The organism is Suilimivivens aceti, assembly GCF_025567405.1.
Lineage (GTDB): Bacteria > Bacillota > Clostridia > Lachnospirales > Lachnospiraceae > Suilimivivens > Suilimivivens aceti.
Map to the genome: position 1 here is coordinate 75,553 of NZ_JAOQKJ010000010.1, position 26,631 is coordinate 102,183.

At 39.5% G+C, this 26,631-nt stretch carries 31 protein-coding genes and 3 pseudogenes; 33 read left to right on the forward strand and 1 reads right to left on the reverse strand.

Annotation, left to right across the window (positions count from 1 at the left end):
• The first annotated feature begins 12 nt into the window (after positions 1-12).
• The 20 genes and pseudogenes from OCV77_RS12590 (at position 13) to OCV77_RS12685 (ending at position 17,241) form a co-directional block, all read left to right on the forward strand.
• Positions 13-1,353 carry an ABC transporter substrate-binding protein gene (locus tag OCV77_RS12590; RefSeq protein ID WP_262575350.1) on the forward strand — a complete coding sequence of 447 codons (1,341 nt, stop codon included), beginning with the start codon at positions 13-15 and terminating at the stop codon, positions 1,351-1,353.
• A gap of 79 nt (positions 1,354-1,432) precedes the next feature.
• A complete protein-coding gene (locus OCV77_RS12595; RefSeq protein ID WP_262575351.1) occupies positions 1,433-2,338 on the forward strand; it encodes a carbohydrate ABC transporter permease in 906 nt (301 codons plus the stop codon).
• Positions 2,328-3,164: a carbohydrate ABC transporter permease gene (locus tag OCV77_RS12600; RefSeq protein WP_262575352.1), complete on the forward strand. Its 837-nt coding sequence runs from the start codon at positions 2,328-2,330 to the stop codon at positions 3,162-3,164. The genes OCV77_RS12595 and OCV77_RS12600 overlap by 11 nt, the downstream gene beginning before the upstream one ends.
• 14 nt (positions 3,165-3,178) lie before the next feature.
• On the forward strand, positions 3,179-5,173 hold the full coding sequence (locus tag OCV77_RS12605; RefSeq protein ID WP_262575353.1) for a glycoside hydrolase family 31 protein: 1,995 nt from the start codon (positions 3,179-3,181) through the stop codon (positions 5,171-5,173).
• A 50-nt stretch (positions 5,174-5,223) separates the two neighbouring features.
• Positions 5,224-6,426: a class I SAM-dependent rRNA methyltransferase gene (locus OCV77_RS12610; protein ID WP_262575354.1), complete on the forward strand. Its 1,203-nt coding sequence runs from the start codon at positions 5,224-5,226 to the stop codon at positions 6,424-6,426.
• 198 nt (positions 6,427-6,624) lie between these two features.
• Complete coding sequence (locus OCV77_RS12615) at positions 6,625-6,939, forward strand: DUF3784 domain-containing protein (protein ID WP_262575355.1); 315 nt, start codon at positions 6,625-6,627, stop codon at positions 6,937-6,939.
• Positions 6,940-6,964: 25 nt separating this feature from the next.
• Entirely contained in the window at positions 6,965-7,936 is a 972-nt protein-coding gene (locus OCV77_RS12620) for a lysozyme inhibitor LprI family protein (protein ID WP_262575356.1), read from the forward strand.
• 145 nt (positions 7,937-8,081) lie between these two features.
• Positions 8,082-9,053, forward strand: coding sequence for a site-specific tyrosine recombinase/integron integrase (xerA, locus tag OCV77_RS12625; RefSeq protein ID WP_262575357.1), 972 nt, complete (start codon positions 8,082-8,084; stop codon positions 9,051-9,053).
• Positions 9,054-9,107: 54 nt separating this feature from the next.
• Positions 9,108-9,410: a type II toxin-antitoxin system RelB/DinJ family antitoxin gene (locus tag OCV77_RS12630; protein WP_176694763.1), complete on the forward strand. Its 303-nt coding sequence runs from the start codon at positions 9,108-9,110 to the stop codon at positions 9,408-9,410.
• Positions 9,410-9,730 (forward strand): type II toxin-antitoxin system RelE/ParE family toxin, encoded by a 321-nt coding sequence (locus tag OCV77_RS12635; protein ID WP_015553868.1) that lies wholly within the window; start codon positions 9,410-9,412, stop codon positions 9,728-9,730. The genes OCV77_RS12630 and OCV77_RS12635 overlap by 1 nt, the downstream gene beginning before the upstream one ends.
• Before the next feature lie 107 nt (positions 9,731-9,837).
• Positions 9,838-10,542: a hypothetical protein gene (locus OCV77_RS12640; protein WP_118548210.1), complete on the forward strand. Its 705-nt coding sequence runs from the start codon at positions 9,838-9,840 to the stop codon at positions 10,540-10,542.
• A 115-nt stretch (positions 10,543-10,657) separates the two neighbouring features.
• Positions 10,658-11,338: a DUF6040 family protein gene (locus tag OCV77_RS12645; RefSeq protein ID WP_262575359.1), complete on the forward strand. Its 681-nt coding sequence runs from the start codon at positions 10,658-10,660 to the stop codon at positions 11,336-11,338.
• On the forward strand, positions 11,335-11,928 hold the full coding sequence (locus OCV77_RS12650) for a type IV toxin-antitoxin system AbiEi family antitoxin domain-containing protein (RefSeq protein ID WP_055056411.1): 594 nt from the start codon (positions 11,335-11,337) through the stop codon (positions 11,926-11,928). Before OCV77_RS12645 ends, OCV77_RS12650 begins: the two co-directional genes overlap by 4 nt.
• Positions 11,929-12,405 (forward strand): annotated as a pseudogene (locus OCV77_RS12655) (nucleotidyl transferase AbiEii/AbiGii toxin family protein); the annotation flags it as partial.
• Between the two features lie 76 nt (positions 12,406-12,481).
• Positions 12,482-13,174: a response regulator transcription factor gene (locus OCV77_RS12660; RefSeq protein ID WP_262575361.1), complete on the forward strand. Its 693-nt coding sequence runs from the start codon at positions 12,482-12,484 to the stop codon at positions 13,172-13,174.
• Between the two features lie 5 nt (positions 13,175-13,179).
• Complete coding sequence (locus tag OCV77_RS12665) at positions 13,180-14,097, forward strand: sensor histidine kinase (protein WP_262575362.1); 918 nt, start codon at positions 13,180-13,182, stop codon at positions 14,095-14,097.
• A gap of 135 nt (positions 14,098-14,232) precedes the next feature.
• Positions 14,233-15,159: an ABC transporter ATP-binding protein gene (locus OCV77_RS12670; protein ID WP_262575363.1), complete on the forward strand. Its 927-nt coding sequence runs from the start codon at positions 14,233-14,235 to the stop codon at positions 15,157-15,159.
• Entirely contained in the window at positions 15,152-15,946 is a 795-nt protein-coding gene (locus OCV77_RS12675) for an ABC transporter permease (RefSeq protein WP_055058907.1), read from the forward strand. The genes OCV77_RS12670 and OCV77_RS12675 overlap by 8 nt, the downstream gene beginning before the upstream one ends.
• Before the next feature lie 12 nt (positions 15,947-15,958).
• Positions 15,959-16,774, forward strand: a complete 816-nt coding sequence (locus tag OCV77_RS12680) for an ABC transporter permease (RefSeq protein WP_262575365.1) — start codon at positions 15,959-15,961, stop codon at positions 16,772-16,774.
• 5 nt (positions 16,775-16,779) lie between these two features.
• Positions 16,780-17,241 carry a hypothetical protein gene (locus tag OCV77_RS12685; protein WP_262575367.1) on the forward strand — a complete coding sequence of 154 codons (462 nt, stop codon included), beginning with the start codon at positions 16,780-16,782 and terminating at the stop codon, positions 17,239-17,241.
• 71 nt (positions 17,242-17,312) lie between these two features.
• On the opposite strand, the gene OCV77_RS12690 is transcribed toward OCV77_RS12685, so the two are convergent.
• A complete protein-coding gene (locus tag OCV77_RS12690; RefSeq protein WP_262575369.1) occupies positions 17,313-17,552 on the reverse strand; it encodes a DUF6061 family protein in 240 nt (79 codons plus the stop codon).
• Positions 17,553-17,865: 313 nt separating this feature from the next.
• On the opposite strand from OCV77_RS12690, the gene OCV77_RS12695 reads away from it, so the two are divergent.
• The 13 genes and pseudogenes from OCV77_RS12695 to OCV77_RS12755 form a co-directional block, all read left to right on the forward strand.
• Positions 17,866-18,459, forward strand: a complete 594-nt coding sequence (locus OCV77_RS12695; RefSeq protein WP_118771744.1) for a VanZ family protein — start codon at positions 17,866-17,868, stop codon at positions 18,457-18,459.
• A gap of 57 nt (positions 18,460-18,516) precedes the next feature.
• Positions 18,517-19,173 carry a hypothetical protein gene (locus OCV77_RS12700; protein ID WP_262575372.1) on the forward strand — a complete coding sequence of 219 codons (657 nt, stop codon included), beginning with the start codon at positions 18,517-18,519 and terminating at the stop codon, positions 19,171-19,173.
• A gap of 32 nt (positions 19,174-19,205) precedes the next feature.
• The gene (locus OCV77_RS12705; RefSeq protein WP_172594819.1) at positions 19,206-19,352 is read left to right on the forward strand and encodes a hypothetical protein; all 147 of its coding nucleotides are present in this window, start codon (positions 19,206-19,208) and stop codon (positions 19,350-19,352) included.
• A gap of 59 nt (positions 19,353-19,411) precedes the next feature.
• Positions 19,412-19,621, forward strand: a complete 210-nt coding sequence (locus OCV77_RS12710) for a hypothetical protein (protein ID WP_015553291.1) — start codon at positions 19,412-19,414, stop codon at positions 19,619-19,621.
• A 52-nt stretch (positions 19,622-19,673) separates the two neighbouring features.
• Positions 19,674-19,841, forward strand: coding sequence for a hypothetical protein (locus OCV77_RS12715; RefSeq protein WP_173828705.1), 168 nt, complete (start codon positions 19,674-19,676; stop codon positions 19,839-19,841).
• A gap of 66 nt (positions 19,842-19,907) precedes the next feature.
• A complete protein-coding gene (locus OCV77_RS12720) occupies positions 19,908-20,543 on the forward strand; it encodes a GDSL-type esterase/lipase family protein (RefSeq protein WP_262575374.1) in 636 nt (211 codons plus the stop codon).
• Between the two features lie 65 nt (positions 20,544-20,608).
• Complete coding sequence (locus OCV77_RS12725; protein ID WP_262575375.1) at positions 20,609-21,421, forward strand: alpha/beta fold hydrolase; 813 nt, start codon at positions 20,609-20,611, stop codon at positions 21,419-21,421.
• Positions 21,422-21,609: 188 nt separating this feature from the next.
• The gene (locus OCV77_RS12730) at positions 21,610-22,941 is read left to right on the forward strand and encodes an ATP-binding protein (protein WP_262575376.1); all 1,332 of its coding nucleotides are present in this window, start codon (positions 21,610-21,612) and stop codon (positions 22,939-22,941) included.
• A gap of 35 nt (positions 22,942-22,976) precedes the next feature.
• Positions 22,977-24,332 (forward strand): serpin family protein, encoded by a 1,356-nt coding sequence (locus tag OCV77_RS12735; protein ID WP_262575377.1) that lies wholly within the window; start codon positions 22,977-22,979, stop codon positions 24,330-24,332.
• A gap of 41 nt (positions 24,333-24,373) precedes the next feature.
• Positions 24,374-24,568, forward strand: a pseudogene (locus OCV77_RS12740) (PDDEXK nuclease domain-containing protein); the annotation flags it as partial.
• 48 nt (positions 24,569-24,616) lie between these two features.
• The gene (locus tag OCV77_RS12745) at positions 24,617-24,985 is read left to right on the forward strand and encodes a nuclear transport factor 2 family protein (RefSeq protein ID WP_118798543.1); all 369 of its coding nucleotides are present in this window, start codon (positions 24,617-24,619) and stop codon (positions 24,983-24,985) included.
• 434 nt (positions 24,986-25,419) lie between these two features.
• Positions 25,420-26,337 carry a Fic family protein gene (locus OCV77_RS12750; protein ID WP_262575379.1) on the forward strand — a complete coding sequence of 306 codons (918 nt, stop codon included), beginning with the start codon at positions 25,420-25,422 and terminating at the stop codon, positions 26,335-26,337.
• Between the two features lie 150 nt (positions 26,338-26,487).
• Positions 26,488-26,631, forward strand: a pseudogene (locus tag OCV77_RS12755) (SdpI family protein); the annotation flags it as partial.

Sequence of the window (26,631 nt, forward strand, 5' to 3'; positions counted from 1 at the left end):
GAGCATACAGATATGAGAAAAAAATTAATTTCACTTTTATTAACAGGCGTATTAACAGCATCACTGCTTGCGGGATGCGGATCTACAGATAACAGTAACAGTGCAGCTTCTGAAAATACAGCAGCTGCAGAAGAGACAGCTTCAGCAGGAGAGGATCAGGAAGCCGTTGATCTGGCTGGAACAGAGACAACTGAAGAAGCAGTGGAAATTACTTATGCGAATTTCAATGCTTCCGGTGGAAATGAGGAAACGCTTCAGAAAATGTATGAGGCTTTTCATGAAGAGTATCCCAACATTACAGTAAATATTGAAACAATCGGGTATGATGACTATTTTACACAGATGCAGACAAGAGTAGCAGGCGGTACTGCACCGGACTGTTATGAGTTAAATATCGAAAATTTTGCTGCCTATGCAAATAAGGGAGTCCTGGCAGAGCTGACCGGTATTGATACCAGTGGATACAATGCAACAGCACTGAATGCGTTTTCTGTGAATGGCAAGCAGTACGGTGTTCCTGGAAATTTCTCAAACGTAGTTCTAATTTATAATAAAGACCTGTTTGATCAGGCCGGAGTTGCTTATCCAACAGACGACTGGACATGGGATGATGCCATGGATGCCTGTGAGAAGATCAGTGCGCTTGGTGATGATATTTATGGCATTTACCAGCCAATTACCTTTAATGAATTTTTTAAGGTGGCAGCCCAGTATGGCGGAGGTGTCTTAAATGCAGATAAGACAGAGTTTACTATTAATTCAGAAGAAAATCTGAAAGCAGCAACCATGATGATCAGTAAGGTTACAGATACGAATGTACAGCCTACAGAAGCACAGATGGGAGGCATGGGTGACTGGGATCTGTTTGAAAGCGGAAGACTTGGCATGATTCCTACAGGTATCTGGGCATTCAATACTTTTGCAGATGCATGCGACTTTAACTGGGATATCTGTGTAGAGCCGGGTGGAACGCAGAAAGCAACCCACTTCTTCAGTAATGCACTTGTAGTTAATGCAGACAGTGATAAGAAGGAAGCTGCTGCTACATGGATCAACTGGCTGGCTTCCAGTGATACATCAGCCCAGATGAGAATTGATGCTGGATGGGATCTTCCCGCAATCAGCAATGAAGAAGTACTTTCCGGATACCTGAAGCTGACACCTCCGGAAAACCGTCAGGCTGTATTTGATTCCTTAAATTATCTTACAGTTGCTCCTATTATAGAGGATTATTCACTGATGTCAGATATTATTACCGGTAAACTGAGTCTGGCAGCAGGTGGAGAGATTACAGTACAGGAAGCACTGGATCAGGCACAGGAAGAGTGCAGTGCACAGATTTCATTACAGTAAAAGCAGAATTTGAAAAGACAGGTAAACTGCTGCATGCAAGCCATGCGGCAGTTTACCAGGAGTCTTATAAGGAAAAAATATGAGTAAAAGGAAAGAAAAAAGAGCTTTCAGAAATGCAATTCCCTTTATGCTGCCAAGTCTTGTGGGAATGATCGTTTTCAGCTTACTGCCTATCCTGATCTCCATTGTGATCAGCTTTACAGGGTGGAATGGGTTGGACAGACTGTCATGGAAGACACTGGCAGATAATTTTGTTTTTCTGGATAATTACAAACAGATACTGGGAACAGGTGAGTTCTGGAAAGTGCTTGGCCATACCTGCTACTATATCGTGCTGTATATTCCGCTGGTTTTAGTCATGTCGCTTGTGATTGCTTCTATTTTGAACAGAAATATGAAGGGAATCACAGTATTCCGTGTCATGTACTATATTCCGGTGCTTACTTCATGGGTGGCAGCCAGTCTGATCTGGAAATGGGTATTAAGTCCACAGTATGGAATTTTAAACCAGCTGCTTGGATATCTTGGTATTTCTGGACCGGGATGGCTGACAGATAAGGTATGGGCAATGCCTGCGATCGTGCTTGCTTCTGTATGGAAGGATATGGGATTTTATGGTTTGTTTCTTTTATCGGGCTTAAAAGCGATCGATACCGGATATTATGAAGCTGCAACAGTGGATGGAGCAGGAAAAATGAAGCAGTTTTTTTCCATTACACTGCCACTCTTAAGTCCATCCATGTTTTTCTGTATTATCATGGCACTGATCAATGCTTTTCAGCTGTTCCCACAGGTACAGATCATGACAGAGGGTGGACCAAACGGTGCAACACAGGTTATGGTAGAGAGAATTTATACTTATGGATTCAAGTACTTTAAGATGGGATATGCTTCAGCATATTCATGGCTTCTGTTTGTTATCATTTTTGCTCTGACGCTGGTTCAGATGAAATTACAAAATAAGTGGGTGCATTATGAATCATAATAAATTTGGAGAAAAGCTGAAAATTATATGGAACTATGTTCTGGCATGCCTGATTGCGATTATCGTGATGATCCCGTTTTTCTGGATGCTATCCACTTCCTTTAAAAGTAAGGGAGCGTTAATGCAGATTCCGGTTGAGTGGATTCCGAAGGAGCCTACGCTGGATGGATACAAAATGGTATTTTCAAGATTCCCGTTCCTTAGGGCGATCCTGAACAGCTTTCTGATCACCTGCAGCTACACAGTAGTTACGATCCTTTCAGCATCCATGGCGGCATTTGCTTTTACCAAGATACAGTTTCCCTACGCAAATGTGATATTTAAGTTATATCTGGCATCCATGATGATTCCCACACAGGTGACCATGATCCCGCTGTTTGTGATCATGAATAATCTGGGACTGATCAATACCTATCCCAGTGTGATCCTGCCATCGCTGTTCCGTGCTTTCGCAGTATTCATGTTGGTACAGCAGATGAGAGGAATCCCCAATGATTACATGGAAGCTGCGCAGCTTGATGGTGCAGGTCTGTTCAGGATTTACAGGACAGTGATCCTTCCTCTTACCAAATCAGCGATTGCAACACTGACCATTACTACCTTTATGGAAAGCTGGAATGACTATCTGTGGCCATTACTTATGCTGAATGATAAAAATAAAATGACACTGACACTGGCATTAAACAGCTTGAACGGACAGTATGGTACAGAGTATAATATTTTAATGGCAGGAAGTTTACTTTCTATGATACCGATTATTGTTATTTATACTCTTGCTCAAAAATACTTTAAGGAAGGATTAATGGCTGGCGGCGTAAAGGGCTAGTCCGGGATGAAATTATGGTAAAAAAATACAGCTTTGGCAATCCCATTGAAACAGATGCAGTTGTAAAGGATATTGCAGAAACTGAATGGAAGGACGGCATATTCAGAAAAGAGGGCAATTCTTTTCACTATACACTCCGGCCGGATGAGATCATTTACGGTCTTGGCGAAAATGTACGTGGCATGAATAAGAGAGGCTGGCGGTATGTGAGTGAATGTGCGGACAATCCGAATCACTGCGAGCATACAAATTCTCTTTATGGAGCCCACAATTTTATCATGGCTGGTGACGGCGTGCAGAAGACCTGTGGCCTGTTTGTAGATACACCGGGCAGGGTCACCTTTGATGCCGGTTATACAGATATCGATGAACTCTGTATCACCATGGAGGATGGAGATTATAAGCTTTATCTGATCGAAGGCGCATCCTATCCTGATGTGGTAAAGGAATTCCGTGAGCTGATCGGAAGAAGCTATATTGCACCCCGCTGGGCGTTTGGTTATGGACAGAGCCGTTGGAGCTACAATACCGCAGATGAAGTCAGAGAGGTTGCAGCAGAATATAAAAAGAGAAATATCCCTATCGACAGTATTTATCTGGATATTGACTATATGGAGCGGTACAAGGACTTTACCATTAACCGGGATACCTTTGCAGATTTCGAAGATCTGGTAAAGGAAATGAAGGAGCAGAAGATCCATCTGGTGCCGATCATAGACGGCGGCGTGAAGAAAGAGGATGGCTATGATGTCTATGAGGAAGGAAAAGAAAAGGGGTATTTCTGTAAGGATGAGGATGGCGAGGACTTTGTCATCGGTGTATGGCCTGGCAAGTGCTGCTTCCCGGATATGCTGAATGATGAGGCCAGGGAATGGTTTGGCGACAAGTACCGGATCCTGATCGACAAGGGAATTGACGGCTTCTGGAATGACATGAATGAGCCGGCGATCTTTTATTCTGAGAAACGTCTGAAAAAAGTCTTTGACAAGATGGAAGAATATAAAACAGCCAATCTGGATGTCAATACCTTCTTTGAAATGACGGATCTGATCGGTACGATCTCCAATAATCCGGAGGATTATGCTTCCTTTTATCATAATTATAAGGGAAAGCGTTATCGTCATGATAAGGTGCATAACCTGTTTGGCTACTATATGACAAGATCTGCGGCGGAAGCGTTTGAGCGTTATGTGCCGGAGAAGAGAATCCTGCTGTTTTCCAGAGCATCCTATATCGGAATGCACAGGTCTGGTGGTATCTGGCAGGGGGATAATATGGCATGGTGGTCACATCTGAAGATGAATGTGAAAATGATGCCATCCCTTAATATGTGTGGCTTCCTTTATACTGGTGCAGATGTCGGTGGATTTGGTGCAGATACGACAGAGGATCTGGTCTTAAGATGGCTTGAATTTGCTGTATTTACACCTCTGCTTCGAAATCACTCCGCAAGAGGGACCAGAAGACAGGAGGTTTACCGTTTTTCCCATGTGCAGGACTTTGCGGATGTGATTGGTGTGCGTTATCAGATCCTTCCTTATATATACAGTGAATATATGAAAGCAGCACTTCGAAATACCATGATGTTCAGCCCGTTGTCTTTTATTTACGGAGAGGATGCACTGGCAGGACAGGTGGAGGATCAGCTTCTGATCGGGGAAAATATTATGATTGCTCCGGTCTGTGAGCAGAATGCTTCCGGCAGAGTGGTATATTTTCCGGAAAGAATGAAGCAGCTTATCTTCAGAAAAGGAACCGTTGCAGAGGGGATTGTTTACGAAAAAGGCTTTGCCTATGTGGATATGCCGATGGGCAGTGTGAATATTTTCCTGAGAGAAGGATATCTTTTCCCGGCAGCAAAGGGTGGAAAGTGTGTAGAAGATGTTGATTTTGAAGACCTGACGCTGTATTCTTTTGGAGAAGAGATAAAACCGTATGAGTACTATCTGGACGATGGAGAAACCAAAGACTTTAATATAGGGTCACATGTCCGTATGCTGAGCTGTTAAATGACCGGAAGGCTGGCAGCAGGTTTTGTCAGCGGAAGGGAGTTAAGCAGATGAGTGAAACCATAGTAACACTGAAAAAGGGAGAAGGCCGTACACTGAAAGCCGGTGGTATGTGGGTTTTTGATAATGAGATCGAAAGCATCATGGGACGTTTTGAAAATGGAAGCATCGTGACAGTACATGATTTTGACGGCTATCCTATGGGAAGAGGCTTTATCAACCAGAATTCCAAAATAAGGATCCGCCTGATGACCAGAAATGTAAATCAGGAAATTGACCACGAATTCTTAAGGAACCGTGTCAGAATGGCATGGGAGTACCGCAAGAAGACTGTTGATACGGGAAGCTGCAGGGTGATTTTCGGAGAAGCAGATTTCCTGCCAGGACTTGTGATTGACAAGTTTTCGGATGTGCTTGTAGTGGAATCTCTTGCGCTTGGCATTGACCGTTTCAAGCTGGAGATCGTGGAGCTGTTAAAGGAAGAGCTTCTGAAGGATGGCATAAGGATCCGTGGTGTCTACGAGAGAAGTGATGCCAAGGTAAGGCTGAATGAAGGCATGGAGCGGGTGAAGGGCTTCCTTTCTGAAGAGTTTGATACCAATGTTGAGATCGTTGAGAATGGTGTGAAATATCTGGTAGATGTGAGGGACGGACAGAAGACAGGATTTTTCCTGGATCAGAAATATAACCGCCTGGCGATCCAGAAGCTGTGCAAGGATGCCAGAGTCCTGGATTGCTTTACCCATACAGGTTCCTTTGCCCTGAATGCGGCGATCGCTGGAGCAAAAGAGGTTACTGGTGTAGATGCATCGGAACTGGCAGTGGAACAGGCTGCGAAGAATGCAGCGCTGAATGGTGTACAGGACAGAGCGAAGTTCATCTGCAGGGATGTATTTGAACTGCTGCCGGAGCTTGAAAAGCAGGGAGAGAAGTATGATGTGGTGATCCTGGATCCCCCAGCTTTCACCAAGTCCCGTAATTCTGTAAAGAATGCAATAAAGGGCTATCGTGAGATCAATCTCCGTGCCATGAAGCTGGTAAAGGACGGCGGCTTCCTTGCTACCTGTTCCTGCTCCCATTTCATGACTTATGAGCTGTTTACAGAAACGATCGGGCAGGCGGCCCGTAACGTGCACAAGAGACTGCGTCAGGTTGAATTCCGGACACAGGCTCCGGATCATCCGATTCTCTGGGCGGCAGACGAGTCATACTATTTGAAATTCTACATCTTTCAGGTCGTCGATGAAAAATAAGGACTGGAAAGTGGCGGTTTGGCTACGGTATTGAGATTTTTTTGAAAAGGAAGCTATGATATTATTATCATGGAAGTAATGAACAGAGAGTGATCGAGAAAATGCGGTTGCTCTTTTTTATTGTGAAGGGATTTACATATGTTATAATAAAACAAATTAATAAATCGGTATTTGACAGAGCGAAAGGAGCTGGATAATATGTTCATTATTATTTATGATTTTTCAATGGCAGTACTCATGTTTCTATTTGGAATATATTTTTACAAATCAAAAGGAAAAGCTGCCCGATTTTTGTCTGGTTATAATATGAAGTCAGAAGAAGAACGAAAAAAATATGATGAAAACGCTATGTGTAAGGCATATGGAAAAAGAATGATGGTTATGTCTTTGCCGTTCATTGTAGGAATGATCATAGATATTCAATATCAAGGAACCGGTTGCTTGATTGCATGGATGATATGGCTTATTATGTTTATTTCATTGCTTATTGACAGACATAAAAGAGAACGATAAATTTGAATTTGATGGAGGAACGATTATGAATAAAAAGAAAAAAATAACCATATTGGTATGTACTCTTTTTATGGTGTTTAGTTTAGGGGCTTGTGGAAAGACAAAAGAAGATGCAGCTGTCGTAACACAGCAGGAAAGCAGCCTACAGATTGAAAGTATGGATGAGGAGACGACATCAGAAGAATCCACCACTTTTAATAACGGTGAAGAAGATGATATAGAGCTAAAAGATACAATTGAAATAGATTTCACCTATGATTACACAGAAGATATCAAAGCGGATGTTGCCTATGTGGTATCAAATTCATCCTCTCTTCAGGAGGAATTAAAGAATATCGATACAATTACCCAAAAATACACCTTGCTGGCAGAGTCTGCGCTGACTCAAGGAGAGATGAATGTGGCATCTCAATGGCTTTATGTGATTTGGGATACGGAACTGAATAATCTTTGGAGCAGATTCAGTAGCTTGGCAAATCAGAATACTAAAGAAATGGTTCTTGAAGAACAGAGAAACTGGATTGCTATGAAAGAAGAAGTAACATTAATGAGCCTTGGTTCTCAGGAGGAAAATGGCAGTATGTATCCTATGCTTGTAAATTCCCTTTGGGAAGAAAAAACCAAGAACAGGGCTTATTTCATTGCAAATGAGCTGGCACAGATTGAGGGAGAATCTTTTGCCATGCCGGAAGCATCTACAAAGTACGGTTTGTTTGTCGATAACCAGGGAACTGATGCCGTGTACAGTTCACTAATCACTCAACAAAGCTGGGAGGGAGAAGATGAGGCGATCATTTCTGTCTATAGGCTGGGTGAAATAGAAGGAAGTTTTATTGATAATGGAAATGGAAACCTTGATTTCACATCGGATGACGGCAGCATTAAGGGAACTATCCAAATCAACGGATGGAATGGAGCAACTTTTGAAGTCACGGAAACAATAGGAGCAGTTCCATTCTCTGTAGGGGAGAAATTTGAGTTTCCTTTCGCATTTTAGTCTAAAAGATGGTGATTTAAAATTATGCGAAAATAGCCATCCCGATGACTTGTCCAATTTGTAGAGAATGGAAACTTTCAGTAATACGCTCTGTTGATGTGCTGATTTTTCTACGATATACTCCTTCAAAAAGGAGTGTGCTCTTATGGGTAGAGAAATTTATGACATCATCAATGACATGGCAGAAGTATTAAATGCATCGCAGATGCAGAAACTACAAGAGGTGTTGGTAAAACGGTTATCTGAAAATACTGTATCTGATTATTTGCAGACAACGAATATGGACTTTCTAGATATGTTTTTAACTGCAAAGCATTTAGAAGGGTGTTCTGACAAAACAATACGCTATTATAGGTGTAATATTGAAAAGATGTTGGATACAATAAATATTCCGGTCATAAAGATAACGACCGAGATGCTACGAAAATATCTTGTAGAGTATCAAACGATAAATAATTGTGGAAAGGTAACTATTGATAATATTCGTAGAAGTCTTTCCACATTTTTTTCGTGGCTAGAGGAAGAGGATTATATTATAAAAAGCCCAATGAAAAGAGTTCATAAGGTAAAGACTGCCGTTATTGTAAAAGATACCATTCCGGATGAGAAAATAGAAATTCTTAGAGATAATTGTAATAATCTGCGTGATAGGGCAATGATTGATTTTCTGCTTTCAACAGGAATTAGAGTAGGCAAATTGGTAAGGCTGAACATTGATGATATAGATTTCTCTGAGCGGGAATGCGTGGTTTATGGCAAAGGAGACAAAGAGAGGAAAGCATATTTTGATGCTAAGACCAAAATTCATTTGTTGAATTATATTGAATCAAGGACAGATAATAATATAGCGTTATTTGTGTCGTTAAACAAACCACACAGTAGACTTACTGAAAGCGGTGTGGAGTTACGATTACGAGAAATGGGGAAGAAGTTAGGTGTAGAAAAGGTACACCCACATAAGTTCAGAAGGACTATGGCCACCAGAGCAATTGAGAAAGGTATGCCGATTGAACAGGTACAGAAAATTCTGGGACATGAGCAAATAGATACAACGCTCAGATATGCAATGGTTAATCAAAACAATGTGAAGCTATTGCATCGAAAATATATTTCATAGATTGACTTGTAACGCAAAAGACGTTACAATAAAAGAAAGATGGAGGTGTATTCTATGGGAAAAACAGCAACATTAAATATAAGAGTAAATCCAGATGTAAAAGAAAATGCAGAAAGTGTATTGGCACAATTAGGGATACCAATGGCTACTGCTATAGATATGTATTTAAAACAAATATCATTAGTAGGAGGAATTCCCTTTTCTATTGTATTACCAAAAGCAGCTAATTCAGTGAATGCAGATATGATGTCTGCTACACAGATTCATCAAAAGTTAGAAAAAGGATATGCCGATATAGAGAAAGGAAATGTTGAGGATGCAGCTAGTGCGTTTGTGGCATTTAGAGAGAGGCATTAATGAAGCAATATAAGGTAGAGATTACAAAAGAAGCTTTGCAGGATATGGAAGATATATACAATTATATTGCTATAGATTTGCTTGCTCCGGATAATGCAATGGGGCAATATAATCGCATTGCTGATGAAATACTTACATTAGACACTTTCCCGGAACGATTTAGGATTATGGATTCTGAGCCGGAAAAGAGAATGGAGTTGCGTAGAATGCTCGTCGATAATTATTCAGTGTTTTACACAATCCGTGACGAAAGGGTAATTGTAACGGATGTGTTATACACGGCATCTGATATAGAAGCACGTTTGAGAGGCGAGCTATAAAAGTACGCGTTTATTTGAATTTTACGCACTATTAACTTTTGGATATAAAGTGCCAATATTACAAATATAGAAACGGATTTCTGTAGATTTGTTCAAGGAGGATTAAAATGGCAATTAATTTATATGGAAATGTAAGTGGTACTTATCAAAAACCAAATATAGATTTATTTGAAATGGCTCGGAAACAGAATAATCAGCCTGTAAAATTTTGTGATACAGAAGCGGGTAAAAATCTTCCGGCCATAAAGGTTAATATCTCAGAGGAAGGCTTACGTGCTTTACATGGTAGTAAGATGAAGGGTAGCGTAGATATACAAAAGCAAATGGAAGAAATGCAGTATATTTCGGAGCATCAGCCTGTGGAGAGTTTTACAAACAGATTATCAAGGGTAATGCAGAATAGTTATGTGCAGTTCTCCGAGAGTAATTCAGATGAAAAACTGACAATACAAAAAAAGGCGGATGTATTGTTGGGAGAATTCAAAAGTATTTGTGATGAGATTAACTCAGGATATGACGGTGGAACCAGAGTAAGATTTATTGAGGATTCTACGTCAACAGATGGTTTTAGAAAATTGAGTAAAGATGATGAACTGTCGATTCTGTTAAGTGAATTTAGCAATTTTGTTGAAGGACGTTTTGGTAAAACCCATCAGGAAGAAAGTGAAAAAGTAGCAAAAATTGTGAATGATTTGCAGAAGGTAAAACAGGAAATGGGACGTGGAGATATTCGGTATTATGAGCCAGAATATATTCCAAGTGATTTTGTTGAAAAATTACTGAAAGCAGCAAGTGATTATATAAAGGCATAGAAGGAAGAAACGGAAGTTCAAATTCCAGTTTATAGGGATGATTCAATAATTATTTTTGCATGAAAAAAGGTGCGAAGCACCCTAGTCCGTCCAGGGCGACAGCCTTGGCCCATAGATGTGTTGTGACACATCGTATTGGGTTATTATCTGTCACGCTTCGCTCAGATATCGTAGCTTTGCTACGAAAAGAAAAATTGAATTTGTAAAGAAATCAGCAAGGGCTGAAAAAAGGAATCGAGAAATCGGTTCCTTTTTTGGTTATGGTGACGAGGAAAATGCAACATGCTTGTCATCATGGAACGGACAACAAGCCATTCCATTTCGACCGATTTTCATATGCAAAGCCCAATCAAGAATCTGCATATGTGATCCATATTTCTCCTGTATCACCTTTTTCGGTGTGTTAGGAAAAGGAATGGGAAGCTTGTTTCGGGAGTTTGTCATAGGTGCAGATTCTTTCGGACAGTTAAGCAGCGGAATACCTAACCGTATCCTTTCCGGGCTTATGTACTGGCTGATCGTAGCTATTGTTATGGGAATTTTATTCATAATAACCGGATTACTGATAGTTGGGATTGGCTATCAGGTTGGAAAAATCTACCGGAAATATTGCTGGGATATCCTCAGTATCATAGTGGCGATAACGAGTACAGCTATTGTAATTTACTTTGGAGAATGGATTAAAAACGCTATTCCGATAAATCTCATGGTATTTCTATTACTATCACATGTTATTTATATTTACTTTCATGCTAATATATATTATCATATTAGCATGAAAGGAGATTCTATATGACTCAATTTGAAAAATTAGATTTGTTATTGCGTGAATGTGGAGGGACAATTCAGACATTTCAAGTCCTAAATAATGGAATTAGTAAGTCTGTGTTTTATGCCTATGTGAAGGAACGAGGATTAGAGCAAGCTTCTCATGGTGTGTATGTATCACCTGATACGTGGACAGATGCGATGTTCCTTTTGCATTTGCGTTGTGGTCAAGCTGTATTTTCTCACGAAACTGCATTGTTTTTTCATGATTTAACGGACAGAGAGCCTTTGAAATACACCATAACAGTAAGAACTGGATATAATCCAAGCCGTTTGCAGGAAGACGGTTTTCAAGTGTATACAGTAAAAAAGGATTTACATGAAATAGGGATCACAACTATGCTGACATCATTTGGACATTCAGTTCCGGTTTATGATATGGAGAGAACGATTTGCGATCTGCTTCGCAGCAGGAAAAATATTGAAATGCAGGTATTCCAAGATGCATTAAAGCAATATGCGAAACGTAAGGATAAAAACTTACGGATGCTTATGAAATACGCAGCTATGTTTCATGTTGAAAAGATACTAAGACCATATTTGGAGGTGTTACTTTAGATGATAACAACGGCAAGACAATTAAAGGATTTGGTTCGTAATCTGTCAAAGAAAAAATCCGCAGATGCACAGATTTTGATGCGGAATTATATGATGGAACGTTTTTTAGAACGAATTTCTTTATCAGAGTATAAAAATCAGTTTATATTAAAAGGTGGGATGCCAGAGCTACTATGGATCTGGATGCTACCATTGAGAGATTTTTATGACATCTATATTTTACAAAAACTGTATGGGGAGCAACTTTCAAAAGATGTATTAAGGGATGCACTTGTTGCTACCGCTAAGAAGCGAGAAACGTTAGAACAGATAGAAACTGAAGACATAGATGAGGTTTTTAACGAGATTCAATCCAGCTCTGTTATGGAAAATCTATGGAAAGCTTATCAAAGAAATTATTCTTACTCTGCTGACATTCCATGGCATACAATTATGAAATCAATTCGCACATTATATGAAATTATATCAAAAAATACATATAATGTATTGCAGTTCTCCAAGAACGTAGAAAAGCCGAATGACGGAACAACAAAACAAGGGAAGGAGTTGCACCATGAATAAAATCCTGATTATAGATGATGACAGAGAACTGTGCGCTTTGATTAAACGTAGCGTACAAGCAGAAAACATAGAAGCTGATTTTTGTAATACCGGAAAAGAGGGCTTACAAAAATTAAGAGAGCAGGAATATCAGCTTGTGGTGCTGGATGTGATGATGCCCGGCATGGATGGTTTTGAAACGATGGAAGAAATTCGCAAGGAGTACAGCTTACCGATTTTGATGTTTACATCTAAAAATGACAGCATTTCTAAAGTACGAGGCTTACGGGCCGGAGCGGACGATTATCTTACAAAACCGTTTGATATGGATGAACTGATTGCCCGTATTGCGTCTCTTATACGCCGCTACACTCGCTTTAATCAGCAAGCCGGAGCCATACAAAAGCTAAATTTTAACGGACTGCAGATTGACCTTGAAAATCGTTCTGTTACTACATCAAACGGCACTTTTGAACTGCCCCCAAAGGAATTTGATTTGCTCCTGTACTGTGCAAAACATCAAGGGAAAATTTTGACCAAACAGCAGATTTATGAGGAAGTATGGGGCGAAGAATATTTCTATGATGACAGTAACATTATGGCGATTATCAGCCGACTTCGTAAAAAATTAGAAGTCAATCCTTCAAGCCCAAAGTATATCCAAACGGTCAAAGGGATTGGCTACCGGTTTAATAAGGAGGTGTAGTCGGCATGGAAATTATCGTATTCTTGTCCATTGTGATTGCTGTTGTGGCTGTATTGACTTCCATCGTTCTCGTTCGGCGTGTAAAAAAACAAATAGCAGAAATGACCGATGTGCTGGTTGATGTGAAAAACGGAAATGGCAACCGGCGTATTCTATCTGCAACAAATGAACTGACAGCACCTCTTGCCTATGAAATCAATGAGATCGTTGTGGCCTATGAAAGCAGACTTTCAACTGTACGGCAGACAGAAGAAACCAACCGCCAACTTATGACGAGCCTTTCCCATGACGTGCGAACGCCCCTTACTACTCTGCTTGGGTATCTTGACGCTGCACACAAAGGACTGGTCACAGGAAAAGACCGGGATGATTATATTGAAACCGCCCGTCGGAAAGCCCATGATCTGAAAGAATACATTGATGTACTTTTTGACTGGTTCAAGTTAAATTCCAACGAGTTTGCTTTGGAGATCCAGAGCGTTGAGGCCGCAGAGCTGACAAGAAATATTCTGATCGACTGGATACCGATTTTTGAGGATAAACAGGTTGATTATGACATTGATATTCCTGAACAGCCTGTCCGGGTAAGACTAGATATGGATAGCTATATGAGGATCATCAATAACCTTATTCAAAATGTAATCGCTCATAGCCATGCAGACAAAATTAAAATTTCCCTATCGAAGAAGGAAAACAGCATGGAGCTGTTGCTGGCGGATAATGGAGTGGGAATTGAGAAAGAAGATTTGAAACACATATTTGAACGGCTTTATAAGTGTGATAAAGGACGCTCTGAAAAAGGCAGCGGACTTGGTCTTTCTATTGTCCATCAGCTTGTAGAAAAGATGGGTGGAAGCATAACAGTTGAAAGCTTTCCGGGAAAGGGAACTGAATTTGTGTTGCGTTTTCCTTTGGAGATTTAAGCGGGTTCCCGTCCTTACGGTGGGAACTCTTGTCATTTTAGCCGAATTTCAAATTGCAAGGTTAATGCAAGGTTGCGGCAAGGTTAATGCAAGGTTGGCGTGATAGAATACCTTACAGAACAGGAGGTTTTGAATATGGATACAAATTATATCATTGAAACAAAAAATCTGACAAAGCAATACGGCTCACAAAAGAGTGTGGCTGACTTAAATATCCATGTGAAGCGTGGGAGAATTTACGGTCTGCTGGGCAGAAACGGAGCCGGAAAAACCACTACCATGAAAATGCTGTTGGGCTTAACGAAGCCGACTTCCGGGGAAGTCAAAATCTGGGAAAAGTCTTTGCAAGGAAATGAAAAGAAGTTGCTGCCCCGTATCGGAAGCCTGATTGAGTCCCCCGGTTTTTATCCCAATCTGACCGGCACAGAGAACCTGCGTATCTTTGCTACTCTTCGGGGCGTACCAAACAATCATGCTATCAAAGATGCTCTGGATCTGGTAGGACTGCCCTACAAAGATAAAAAGCTCTTTTCACAGTATTCTCTTGGTATGAAGCAGCGGCTTGCCATCGCCCTTGCCGTTATGCACGATCCGGAGCTTTTGATTTTGGATGAGCCGATCAACGGCCTCGATCCCATCGGTATTGCAGAAGTACGTTCCTTTATTCGGGAGCTTTGCGACGCAAGAGGAAAAACTATTTTGATTTCCAGTCACATTCTTTCGGAGATTTCTTTGCTGGCTGACGATATTGGAATTATCGACCACGGCGCGTTGCTGGAAGAAGAAAGCCTTGCTGAGCTGGAGCAAAAAAGCAGTAAGCATATCCGTTTTACGCTCTCTGATACTGCACAGGCGGCAAGAATTTTGGAACGCAATTTCCATGAAAACCATTTCTCCATACAGGACGACCACAATCTGCGCCTGCACAATCTGGATCTGCCTGTGGGGAAAATTGTAACTGCCTTTGTAGAAAACGGATTGGAGGTATCGGAGGTGCATACTTGTGAAGAAAGTCTTGAAGATTACTTCAAGCGTGTGACAGGGGGAGAAGGAATTGCTTAAACTAATCAAATGCGAATTTTTGAAATTAAAACGGAAGCCATTGGTATTTATTTCCCTACTGCTTTCTGTTTTCATGCCATTGGCTTATGCTTTCTTTCTGGCAGATGTAAACACTGATGTGGATGCTGTAAATGGAGTGATGTCCAGCCTATTCCAGCTTAGTGCATATTTGCTTTTGATGCCGCTTCTTGTGATACTGGCTTCGAATCTGTTGTTTGAGGAACTTGATAATGACACACTGAAAAACCTTGTTACCGTACCGGTAAATAGAACCAAGCTGGTGCTGTCCAAGATGCTGGTTTTACTGTTGTTTGCCGTTGGCTTTATGGCAGTTGGAGGATTGGTAAATCTTGCGGTTTTGTTGTTTCAGGGATGGGAACCGGTTGGGTTTTGGACCTTGTTTGGCGTTGGAATTGAAGAAGGGCTGATTATGTGGGTGGGCGCACTTCCCTGTATTCTGCTCGTTGTTCTTCTTAATAAAAACTATATCGTGTCTGTCGTGATTACCTTTTTCTATACGATTGCGAATTATATCCTTTCCATGAACGATATGTTTCTCACACAGCCTTTTGGTTTGAACATAGGAACCCTGTTTCCGGGGCCGCTGGCCTTCCGCTGGACATTCCAATTTTATGACCAAAGCCAGACCAGTGCGGAGTTAGCAGATTTGTTGGAACGGGTCAGTCCGTATTTTCTGAATGGTGTTCAGGTATTCGGTGTGATTATTGTGGAAGCCATTGTATTTCTTGCGCTGATTGCATTTGTTTACCGGCGACAGGAAATCTAAGGGGGTGTGACTATGTGGAACTTATTAAAATCGGAATTACTGAAACTGCGCCGGTGCCAGATTCTTTTGGTAGGGCTGGTGGCGCTTGCACTCTGTCCTTTGGTTCAGTATGGAAGTCAGTTGATTGTGGAGGCAGAGTACCGAAATCCAAATTATGATTTTTCTGCACTATTTGAAAATGTTGTTTGGGGAAACACTCAGATATTCCTTCCAATTTCACTGGTAATGATCGGAGGATGGCTTATAGACAGAGAATCCACTCATGATACACTGAAAAACATCATGACAATTCCTGTTTCTATGCCGAAAATGTTGGGAGCTAAGTTACTTTTAGTCGGTATGCTTGCAGTTCTGCTGGGAATATACAGCGTTGGCATTACCTTGATTACTGGATTGACGGTTGGATTATCGGGACTGACAGCGGAAGTGTTTTTTCATGGAGGTACACAGATCGTGTTAGCGGCTCTGACGACCTATTTAGTCTGTATGCCGCTGATCCTGATTTTTGGGCAGATCCGAGGGGCATATCTGGGCGGTTCCATTCTGGCGTTCTTCCTTGGATACAGCATGTTGTTTTTCAAAAGTGGTATCCTTGCCAGCATCTATCCGTTCTCTGCTGCGCTGATTTTAGTGGGATTTGACATGAGTGAATATGCCGGAACAACCACATCCGCAACCCCTTTGTTGGCGGTCATTGGGGTTGGCATCATGGTTCTCTGGGCGGTGCTGTTGTTACTGATGTCCAGTAACAAAAAAGAAATGAAATCCCGTAAACAGGCAAATGCCAAGGGAAAAGGAAAGTGTGCTGTACGCAGGAAAGGAAGGTGATAGCTGTGAAGAAAATAGTTTTATCATTATGCCTGATACTATTGGGTGCTTCTGTGCTTTCAGGTTGTACAAAAGACGAATTTCTCGATCAGTATAACAATATTGTTCAGTCTGCTGGTTCCATAGCGCTTACCGGAAATTCATCCTTACAAGGTACGAAAGAAAAAGGAAGTGATGATTATACAGGAAGCTATACAGCCAACTATGAGGATTTTTCAGATACAGAGTATTTGTTCGGCGGAACTTCCATAAAGCGTGAAGCTGGTAAGGATCTGTCTATTGACTGCGCGTTGGAGGTTACGGAGGGAACTGCAAAAGTATTCTGGATTTCTGGATCTGATGAAGCAGTCACTTTGATTGAAGCAACCGGAACTTATAGTGACACAATTACACTTCCTGATGGTGGAAATTATATCGGCATTGAATGTGAGAATTTCACTGGAAACATTGAATTAAATATTGAATAATACTCTGCCGGACGACGGCAAAAGAAAAATTGTAGCTAATAGTGATTTAAACTATTGTATTTGTTTAAAAATCAAAATATTTCTAATGAGTCTTCCGCATTTACCCACATCTGTAGATTTCCATCAAGATATAACCTTGCATATTCAAGAGAGTCATCAATAGCGAGTGCGTTTAATGCACAGTCTGATCCAGGTGTAGTCTTTAAATTCTTTTCAGTTTCCCAGCAGTCAATGCGAAGCATATAGCCGGCACTGGTATAAACATCAATACTGTTGCACTGTGGATTGTATTCTGCAAATATTGTTCTCATCGTATCCCATCTCCTTATGATTCAATCGATCATTAATTGTAAAAATTAAGAAGCATTCCAATCAGTTCACCATGTCAGTTTTATTTTGTGTTATACTATTTCATATAATTTTTTTGCCCTTGTATTTTCCCTTATCAGAGTTCGTAAACTTATATGGGAAGATATAACACAAGGGAAACAATAAGGGAAAGATTACCTGCGACAAATCCAGCGTTTTTAATGGTTTACAGTGAATTTAATAACAAAATATAACAGTTATTAAATTTCTTAAAACAGGTGAAATCTCAATCGGTAGTTGTGGAGGTAGAAAAACATGTATAGAATATATAGTGCACTTATCGAAATTGTTGCGGCAGCTGTTTTTATAATTCCTATTTGGTGCATATATAACAAGTTATGTTTTCATAGCTGGAAACGAACTATTATTTATATGGTATTTGGGTTTTATTTTACTGCAGTCTTAGCACTTGTAGGCTTTCCTAATATAGCATCTCTGAAAATTGATTTTGCAGTGAACGTTATCCCGTTTTTGGATATGGTTTCGGATTTCATTAATGCTTGTTTGAATATACTTTTATTTGTTCCGTTTGGTTTCTTTTTGCCGATATTGTGGGATAAATTTAGAAACATTAAAAATATTGCCTTAATGGGATTTATAGCTACAAGTTTAATTGAAATATCACAGATTTTTACTTTTAGAACGAGTGATATAAACGATATTATTACAAATACTGTTGGTACTATAATTGGATATTTTATTGTACATAGGATAACTGATAATTTTACGAAGCGAATCTTTTCAAATTCAAAAATGGGTGACTTTTACATAATATGTGTATCTGTAGCACTTATTATGTTCTTCCTTCAACCATTTATTTCATCATTGTTATGGGAAATGGTGCTGTAACTTCCCGTTTATTGGGAAGTCGCAGAGAACGAAAAATCGAGATTTGTGAGGGTAATTATGATAAAGTTTTTGAATGATATCAGGAATGCAGAAAAACCAATATCTAATAATAGAAAAATTATAAATACTATAGCTGTATTGTTCCTTGGAATAGCTTTGGGGACTTTTTCAAAATTTTTGGATTTTCGTCAAGCTGAACTTCCCAGTGTGCTTATGGCAATAGATGGAGCATTAGATGTTCATAATTTCCTTGGACGTTTTGCAATCTGGGTATTGATTGCACTGTGTATTTCTATTTATAGCAATTCTGCAATAAGAGCAAGCATTAATGTTTTAGCATTCTTTATTGGTATGGTTGCAAGTTACTATTTGTATTCAAACTATATTGCAGGATTTTTTCCAAGAAGTTATGCGGTGATTTGGTTTGGATTTACAGCTGTTTCTCCATTATTGTCTTTTGCCTGCTGGTATGCAAGGGGGAAAAGCAAACTGGCACTTATACTATCGGCGCTGATTTTGGCAGTATTGTTCAATATGTGCTTTGTATATGGATGCTGGTATTTTAATGCAAAATCTGTTTTGGAAGTGATAGTCTTTATTATTGGACTTATTGTTTTGAGGAGAGACACATTGAGGAGTTCTGCGCTAATGGGAACGATTAGTATAGTTCTTGCAGTTTTACTTGATATGGTTATTCCATTTCATTTTGGATAAACAAATTCAAGTTTGTAACGGAGGTATTTGCTATGAAAGGAATTAAGATTGAGTTATTGGGGATTGCAACAATACTTTTAGGAATTGCTGTGACAACAAATAATTTCTTTGGATATGTCCTAGGTTTTCTTGGATTTGGCGTCGCTGTAGCTGGCTGTTTTCTAAAAGATAAGCACTAATAACTTCAAGTTTGGAGAATTGAGAAAATCGGATTGATATAAAAAAGGAGGACACATAGATGAAAACAGTAGTTCTTTATAATATTATTTCTTTTATCATCATCGTTGCTTTGATTTTTGTCTTAAGGATTGTTAGTAAGAGTAATTTAAGACAAAATCAACAACTTGTTATTAAAGTCATTGCAACTATTTTAATTGTTTGTGTGATAGCGTTCGTGCTTTTTATTGATGCAATAGCATTTGGCATTATAGGACCAGTTCCAAATTAACAATTCCAGTTTTTGAAACTGAGAAATCGGAATTTATGGAGGAAAATTGTTTATGAAAAAGTTTAGAACCGTAGCATCTGTCATTATTATGGTCATTGCCGGAATAGTAGGTTTCTTCATTGGTGCTTTCTTGAATGAACCAATGGCTGGCACAATTCTGTTTTCAATGATTGCCGGAATTGCTTGCATTGTCTACGCCATAGATAATCATGAAGAATAGGGCAAATTCAAGTTTGTGGAATTAAGAAAATCGGAATTCAACAGGAGAAATGAAAGGAATAATGTTATGGATGATAATCAAATGATGAAAATCCGAAATTTCGGGTATTTAAACCAAGGAGCATTAAAAGGGCAAATTCTTTTTACAGGATCATCTTTGATGGAAATGTTTCCTGTCTGTGAAATTGCACGAAGCCAGGGTATCGAACAAGTGATATATAATCGTGGCGTTGGTGGATTGAATACAGATGAGTTTCTGGAAAATATCGATACATTGCTTTTAGATCTTGAGCCATCAAAGATATTTATCAATATCGGCACTAATGATATTACAAAAGAACGATTTGGAAATCAGTGGATGTCACATTTAATGGATAATATCTGTAGAATCATGGAAATTATCAAATCCCATATTCCAGATGCGGAAATTTTTATCATGGCGTTTTATCCTGCAAATCTTCACCTGCCATGGCAGACAGAACAATCAATTCAATGGATGAAACTCCGGACTCCTGAGAATCTTACATTATGTAATCATCGATTAAAAGAAATAGCAGAAAAATACGGTTGTCGTTATCTTGATTGTAATGAAGCCCTTGTTGATGCACATGGTGAACAGAAATCGGAGTATGCCATTGATGGTGTACATATGTATGCAAATGGATATTTGAATGTTTTTAAGTCTTTAAAGCCTTATTTGTAATGCATGAAAGAGTTTTATTAGTGGAACAAAAAGTAAACAAATCGGGAGTTTTGGAGAGAAAATTAATGGAAGAAAAAACATATCAGACTCCTTGCGGAACAATCCACTATTGGACAAACGTTTCACACCCGGATGAAATTACCCTTGTTTTTCTGCCCGGATTGACTGCCGATCATAGATTGTTTGATAAGCAGATTCAACATTTCAAGGAGAAGTATAATGTTGTGGTATGGGATGCACCGGCACACGCCGCTTCATGGCCGTTTCGGTTTGATTTCGATTTGTTCGATAAGGCAAAATGGCTGAACGATATTTTAAATCAGGATAAAATTGCCAAACCGGTCATTGTTGGGCAGTCTATGGGCGGATATGTTGGGCAGGCTTATGCACAGCTTTATCCAAACCGATTAACAGGTTTTGTCTCCATTGACTCTGCACCGTTGCAACGAAACTATGTGACTGCGGTTGAACTCTGGCTTCTGAAGCGAATGGAACCAGTATATGCTCATTATCCGTGGAAATTGCTTTTGAAATCGGGAACGGAAGGAGTTGCCACGTCTGATTATGGTAGAAATCTAATGCGTGAAATGATGCTGGTCTATGATGGTGACCAAAAGCGTTATGCGCAAATTGCTGGGCATGGTTTTCGTATTTTGGCAGAGGCAATGGAAAAGAATCTGCCGTATGAACTGAAGTGCCCATCTCTGTTAATATGTGGAACTCAAGACCATGCCGGTTCATGTATAAGATATAACAAAGCATGGCACCAAAAGAGTAGAATTCCTTTGAAGTGGATTGAAGGAGCTGGACATAATTCTAATACAGATAAACCGGAATTGATAAACAGTTTAATAGAAGAATTTGCCGCAGGTATTTAATAACAGATAACTCCCAGATTATGTAATCGCAAAATCGAAAGTTACAGAACTGACATGTTAGTCAACTTTTTGAATATAAGCACAAAACCGATGCGATAAATATTGAAGAAATGCACATAATGCAAGATATACAAATTGAAGAAACGTATATTATGTGATATAATATATTTATAATAGTGGAGGTGATTATGTATTTTAAAAGAAAAGTATACGATAAATTATTGGAATGGAAAAAGTTATACTCAGAAAAATACGCTGTATTGCTGGAAGGTGCAAGACGGGTAGGCAAATCGACCATTGCGGAGAACTTTGCCCAAAATGAATATAGATCCTATATTTTAATTGATTTTTCCAAAACACCAAGTAATATTTTGGAATGCTTTGATGATATAGGGAATTTGAATATATTTTTTCTGAGGCTGCAGGCAGAAACAGGAATCACATTGTATGAACATGAGTCTCTTATTATTTTTGACGAAGTACAGCTATTTCCAAGGGCCCGGCAGGCAATAAAGCATCTTGTACATGATGGCAGGTACAGCTATTTGGAAACAGGCTCTTGGATCTCGATAAAGAAAAATGTAAAGGACATTCTGATTCCATCAGAGGAAATGAAGATAGAAGTATATCCCATGGATTACGAAGAATTCTGTGATGCCATAGGTAGTAATTATAAGCTATTGCAGCAGATTTATGATGGTGGAGCAGCCATTGGACAGGCAACCAACCGTAAATTAATGAGAGATTTGAGGATCTACATGGCAGTAGGGGGGATGCCACAGGCAGTAGAAGCCTATGTTAATGGGAAGAACTTTTCAGAAATAGATATGGTAAAAAGGCAGATCATATCTTTGTATGAGGAAGACTTTAAGAAAATTGATGCAACCGGAAGAATATCTGCATTATATCATGCGATTCCGGCACAGTTGGCAAAGGATGCAAGAAAATATCGGATTACCACAGCAATAGGAAAAAGAAATAATACCAAGGCAGAAGAATTATTATATGAGTTGATAGATTCAAATACAGTTTTGCCATGCTATAATTCTACCAATCCAAGGGTCAGCCTGACGGACACGAAAGATTTTGACAGTTACAAGTTATATCTTTCAGATACAGGATTGTTTGTTACACTAATGTTTATTGATCGGCCGGTGACGGAAAATGATATTTATGCGAAGCTGCTTTCCGATAAATTACCGGCAAATCTGGGATATCTTTATGAGAATCTGGTTGCGCAAATGATTACGGCATCTGGAAGAGAACTGTATTATCATACCTGGGAGAAAAAAGGGAGTACGCATTATTATGAGGTGGATTTCCTGATTTCAGAAGGAAGTAAAATAAATGCATTTGAAGTGAAGTCCTCAGGATCCGGAAAACATGAATCCATAAGGGAGTTTTGCAGAAAATTTTCTCAAAATATTAGTAAGGCATATTTAATATCACAGAAAGATGCAGGAAAGGAAGAAAATCTATCGTTAGAACCGTTTTATCTCTTACCCTTTTTGGTAAAATGAGCTAAATAAATCGGAAGTTGTAGGGAGGTATCGTGATGAAACGAGTGATCGCAATTTTACTTATTTCAATCAATATAATTTCTCTGACTGCCTGTACGCAGAAGGCAGGGGAAAATGAAAAATATCAAGTTGTTGCTGCTGAGTATCCGAGTATGGCAAAGTATCCAGATGAAAGTAAATATACGAAATTAAATGGTGACTTTGACAGTGATGGTTTTGATAAGGTTTACGATGCATGGTGGGCCGATCGCAAAAAACAGATGGATCAACCGGATGGTTATAGAGATGGTCTGGATAGCTATCTGTCCACGCTTGTGCCACAGCTGCTCAGTGAAACCGGTGGAGAAAACAAAGCTTGTTCTCCGATTAATATTTATATGGCTCTTGCCATGCTGGCGGAGGTGACCGATGGTAATAGCCGAAGCCAGATTCTGAACCTGCTTGATTGCAATGATATAAACTCTCTTCATGAGAAGGCGTCTGCAGTCTGGAATGCAAATTACTGTGATGACGGTGCCGTAACCAGCATTCTCGCAAATTCTCTGTGGATGAACGATCAAATCAAATTTAAGCAGAATACTTTGGATTCGCTGGCAAAATATTATTATGCATCCTCCTTCCGGGGAGAAATGGGATCTGCCGCTTATGATAAGGCACTTCAGGAGTGGATTAATCAACAGACTGGTGGACTTCTGGAAGAACAGGCCTCGAAATTGTCGATGGATCCGGAGACCATCCTTGCTCTGGTTTCTACCATTTATTTCCGCACAAAATGGGATGGAGAGTTTTCTGAAAGTAATACAAAGCAGGATACATTTCATGCTGACAATGGTGATGTGACTTGTGATTTCATGCACCAGAGCAATACAAATACGTATTATTGGAGCGAGCGCTTTTCAGCAGCAGCCAAAAAGCTGGAAGGCAGCGGATATATGTGGTTTATACGGCCGGATGAGGGCATAACACCGGAGGAATTGCTTGCCGATGAGCATACCATGGAATTTCTTCTCAGCAGCGGTGAGAAGGCCGAAAGCAAATTTTTGATGGTGAATTTAGCAGTTCCTAAGTTTGATGTGGCATCCGATATGGAGCTGAAAAAGGATTTGATGAACCTTGGTATTACGGATATCTTTGACCCGGAAACCGCTGATTTTTCTCCTATGACCGATGATACAGCGGCATATCTTTCTCAGGCTAAGCATGCGGTGCGTGTTGCGGTTGATGAGGAAGGAGTTACGGCTGCGGCCTACACAGTGATGATGACAGCAGGTGCGTGCGCTCCGCCGGAGGAAGAGGTTGATTTCATTTTAAACCGACCGTTTATATTTGCTATCACAGGGACAGACGGATTGCCGCTGTTTGTGGGAATTGTTCATCAGCCGCAGGTGTAGTCTAGGTGGTTTCAAGAAAATTCTTCTTGTCCGAAGGGCAAGAAACAGAAGCTGATAATCCTACTTTGGGACTTCTGATTTGTAAAGATATGGATAAAGTAGAAGCCCAGTATGCATTAGAATCTACTAGCCAGCCACTTGGTATTTCTAGTTATGAATTATCAAAACTTATACCAGAAGAGTTCAGAGGTAGTATGCCTACCATTGAAGAAATTGAGGCTGAATTAAATGAATAAATTTCAATTTGCAGAATTAAGAAAACTGGTAATTGTGAGGAGAAAAGAATGAATATAAAGCAATTTTGGAAAGCTGTTCTTGCTCAGGATGAGGAAGAAATCAGAAAATATTTCCACAAGGATGCCTATGTAAATTGGCATTGTACCAACGAACATTTTACTGTGGATGAATATATTATTGCGAACTGTGAGTACCCTGGAGAATGGGATGGAATTATCGAACGGACAGAAATAGTAAATGAGTTAATTATCACCGTTACGCAAATCTATCCCAGGGATAAAAGTATTTCTTTCCATGTAACATCCTTTATTCAAACAAAAGATGATAAAATCATAGCAATGGACGAATATTATGCCGATGATGGAAGTGCACCGCAGTGGAGATTGGACAAGCACATAGGAACATCTGTTAAATAATTTTCAGTTGTGCGCCCAGCCTAAGACACAGGCAGGATGTTGCTACTCGTTTTTCGCTGAGGAAAGGCTTTGAATCCGGATCGGTTTTTTGAACAGCTGACACCTCATGGATTGCATCATACCTTTGCAACGAACTGTATCGAAAACGGAATGGGCCTAAGAATTAGAAAATAGTGAAAAAATAGTGAAATATTAATGGAAAAAGCTCTCCTTTTTGGATATAATAATATTTGAAAGGGAGGCTTTTTTATATGATAAAAGTGACTTTGACGAACGAAATTTTAAGATATATTACAGAAATTGAGCGGAACAGATATAAAGTATCGTCAGTAAAACTCTCCAAAACAGTTATGAATAAGCTTCGCAAAAATTCAAAGAAAAAAAGTTCGTATGCCTCGAACAAGATAGAGGGAAATCCCTTGTCGGAAACACAGGTGAACGAAGTAATAGAAAGTGATGAAAGAAAGCATTATCTGAAACCGGAGCAGGAGGTCCGGAATTATTTTTTGGCGTTGAATTATCTCGAAGAAAAGGTAAAGAATAAAGAAAAATTTTCCAAGAAACTTATTTTAGATGTACAGAAACTGGTGGAAAAGGGGGCTTCCAAAGAAAAAATAGGTCTCAGAGGATCTATGCCGCCCGGAGTTCTGTTTGCAGTGTATGATTCCAAAACAGGGAATCCGGATTATATTCCCCCGGAATATTGTGACATTCCGGGACTTTTGGATGAATTAGTGGAGTATGTAAACACAACGGATGACCATCCTCTGATCGTAGCAGCCGTGGTGCATTATCAATTAGTAACAATACATCCGTTTGAAGACGGTAATGGCAGAACTGCAAGACTGTTATCCGGTTATATTATGGATTTGAACGGTTACGGATTTAATGGAATCGGATCGTTAGAAGAATATTTTGCATACGATATAGATGAATATTATAAATCCATTCAGATGGGACTTCCGGCATTGTATTATTCCGGAAGAGAGAATCCTCCGCATCCGGAGATCTGGATTAATTATTTTCTGCGAATGGTGAAACTGTATTCGGGAAAAGTCTGTGACTTACAGTTGGCTTCTGAAGAGGAAGATATTGCAGGAAGTCTATCTTTTCTGAAGGGAAAAGAAAAGGAGCTATTACTGTTTTTAATGAAAAACTATCGGGGAGAATTTACTCCGATCGAAATTAGCAGAGAATTGTCGGTAACAAATAAAACGATTATTAACAGACTAACGATACTGGTAAAAAATGGGTTTGTGATCCCTATATTAGTTAATAAGAGAATCCGATCGTATGAATTGAGTGAGTTTACTAAAGATCATGAGAAGCAAATTATAAAAGCTATCAGCTAAAAGTCTATATTTTCCAGGTCGTTGATGAAAAATAAGGACTGGAAAGTGGCGGTTTGGCTACGGTATTGAGACTTTTTTGAAAAGGAAGCTATGATATTATTATCATGGAAGTAATTAACAAATCGGAGGTTGTAGTAAAGGGGGTTTACAATGGGGTTTTGGATTTTTATGTTGATTATGGATTTGCTTCTTCCATTTACGATGATTGGTTTTGGAAGATATTTTATGAAAAAGGCTCCAAAGGAAATAAATTCAGTATTTGGATATCGGACTTCGATGTCTATGAAGAACAAA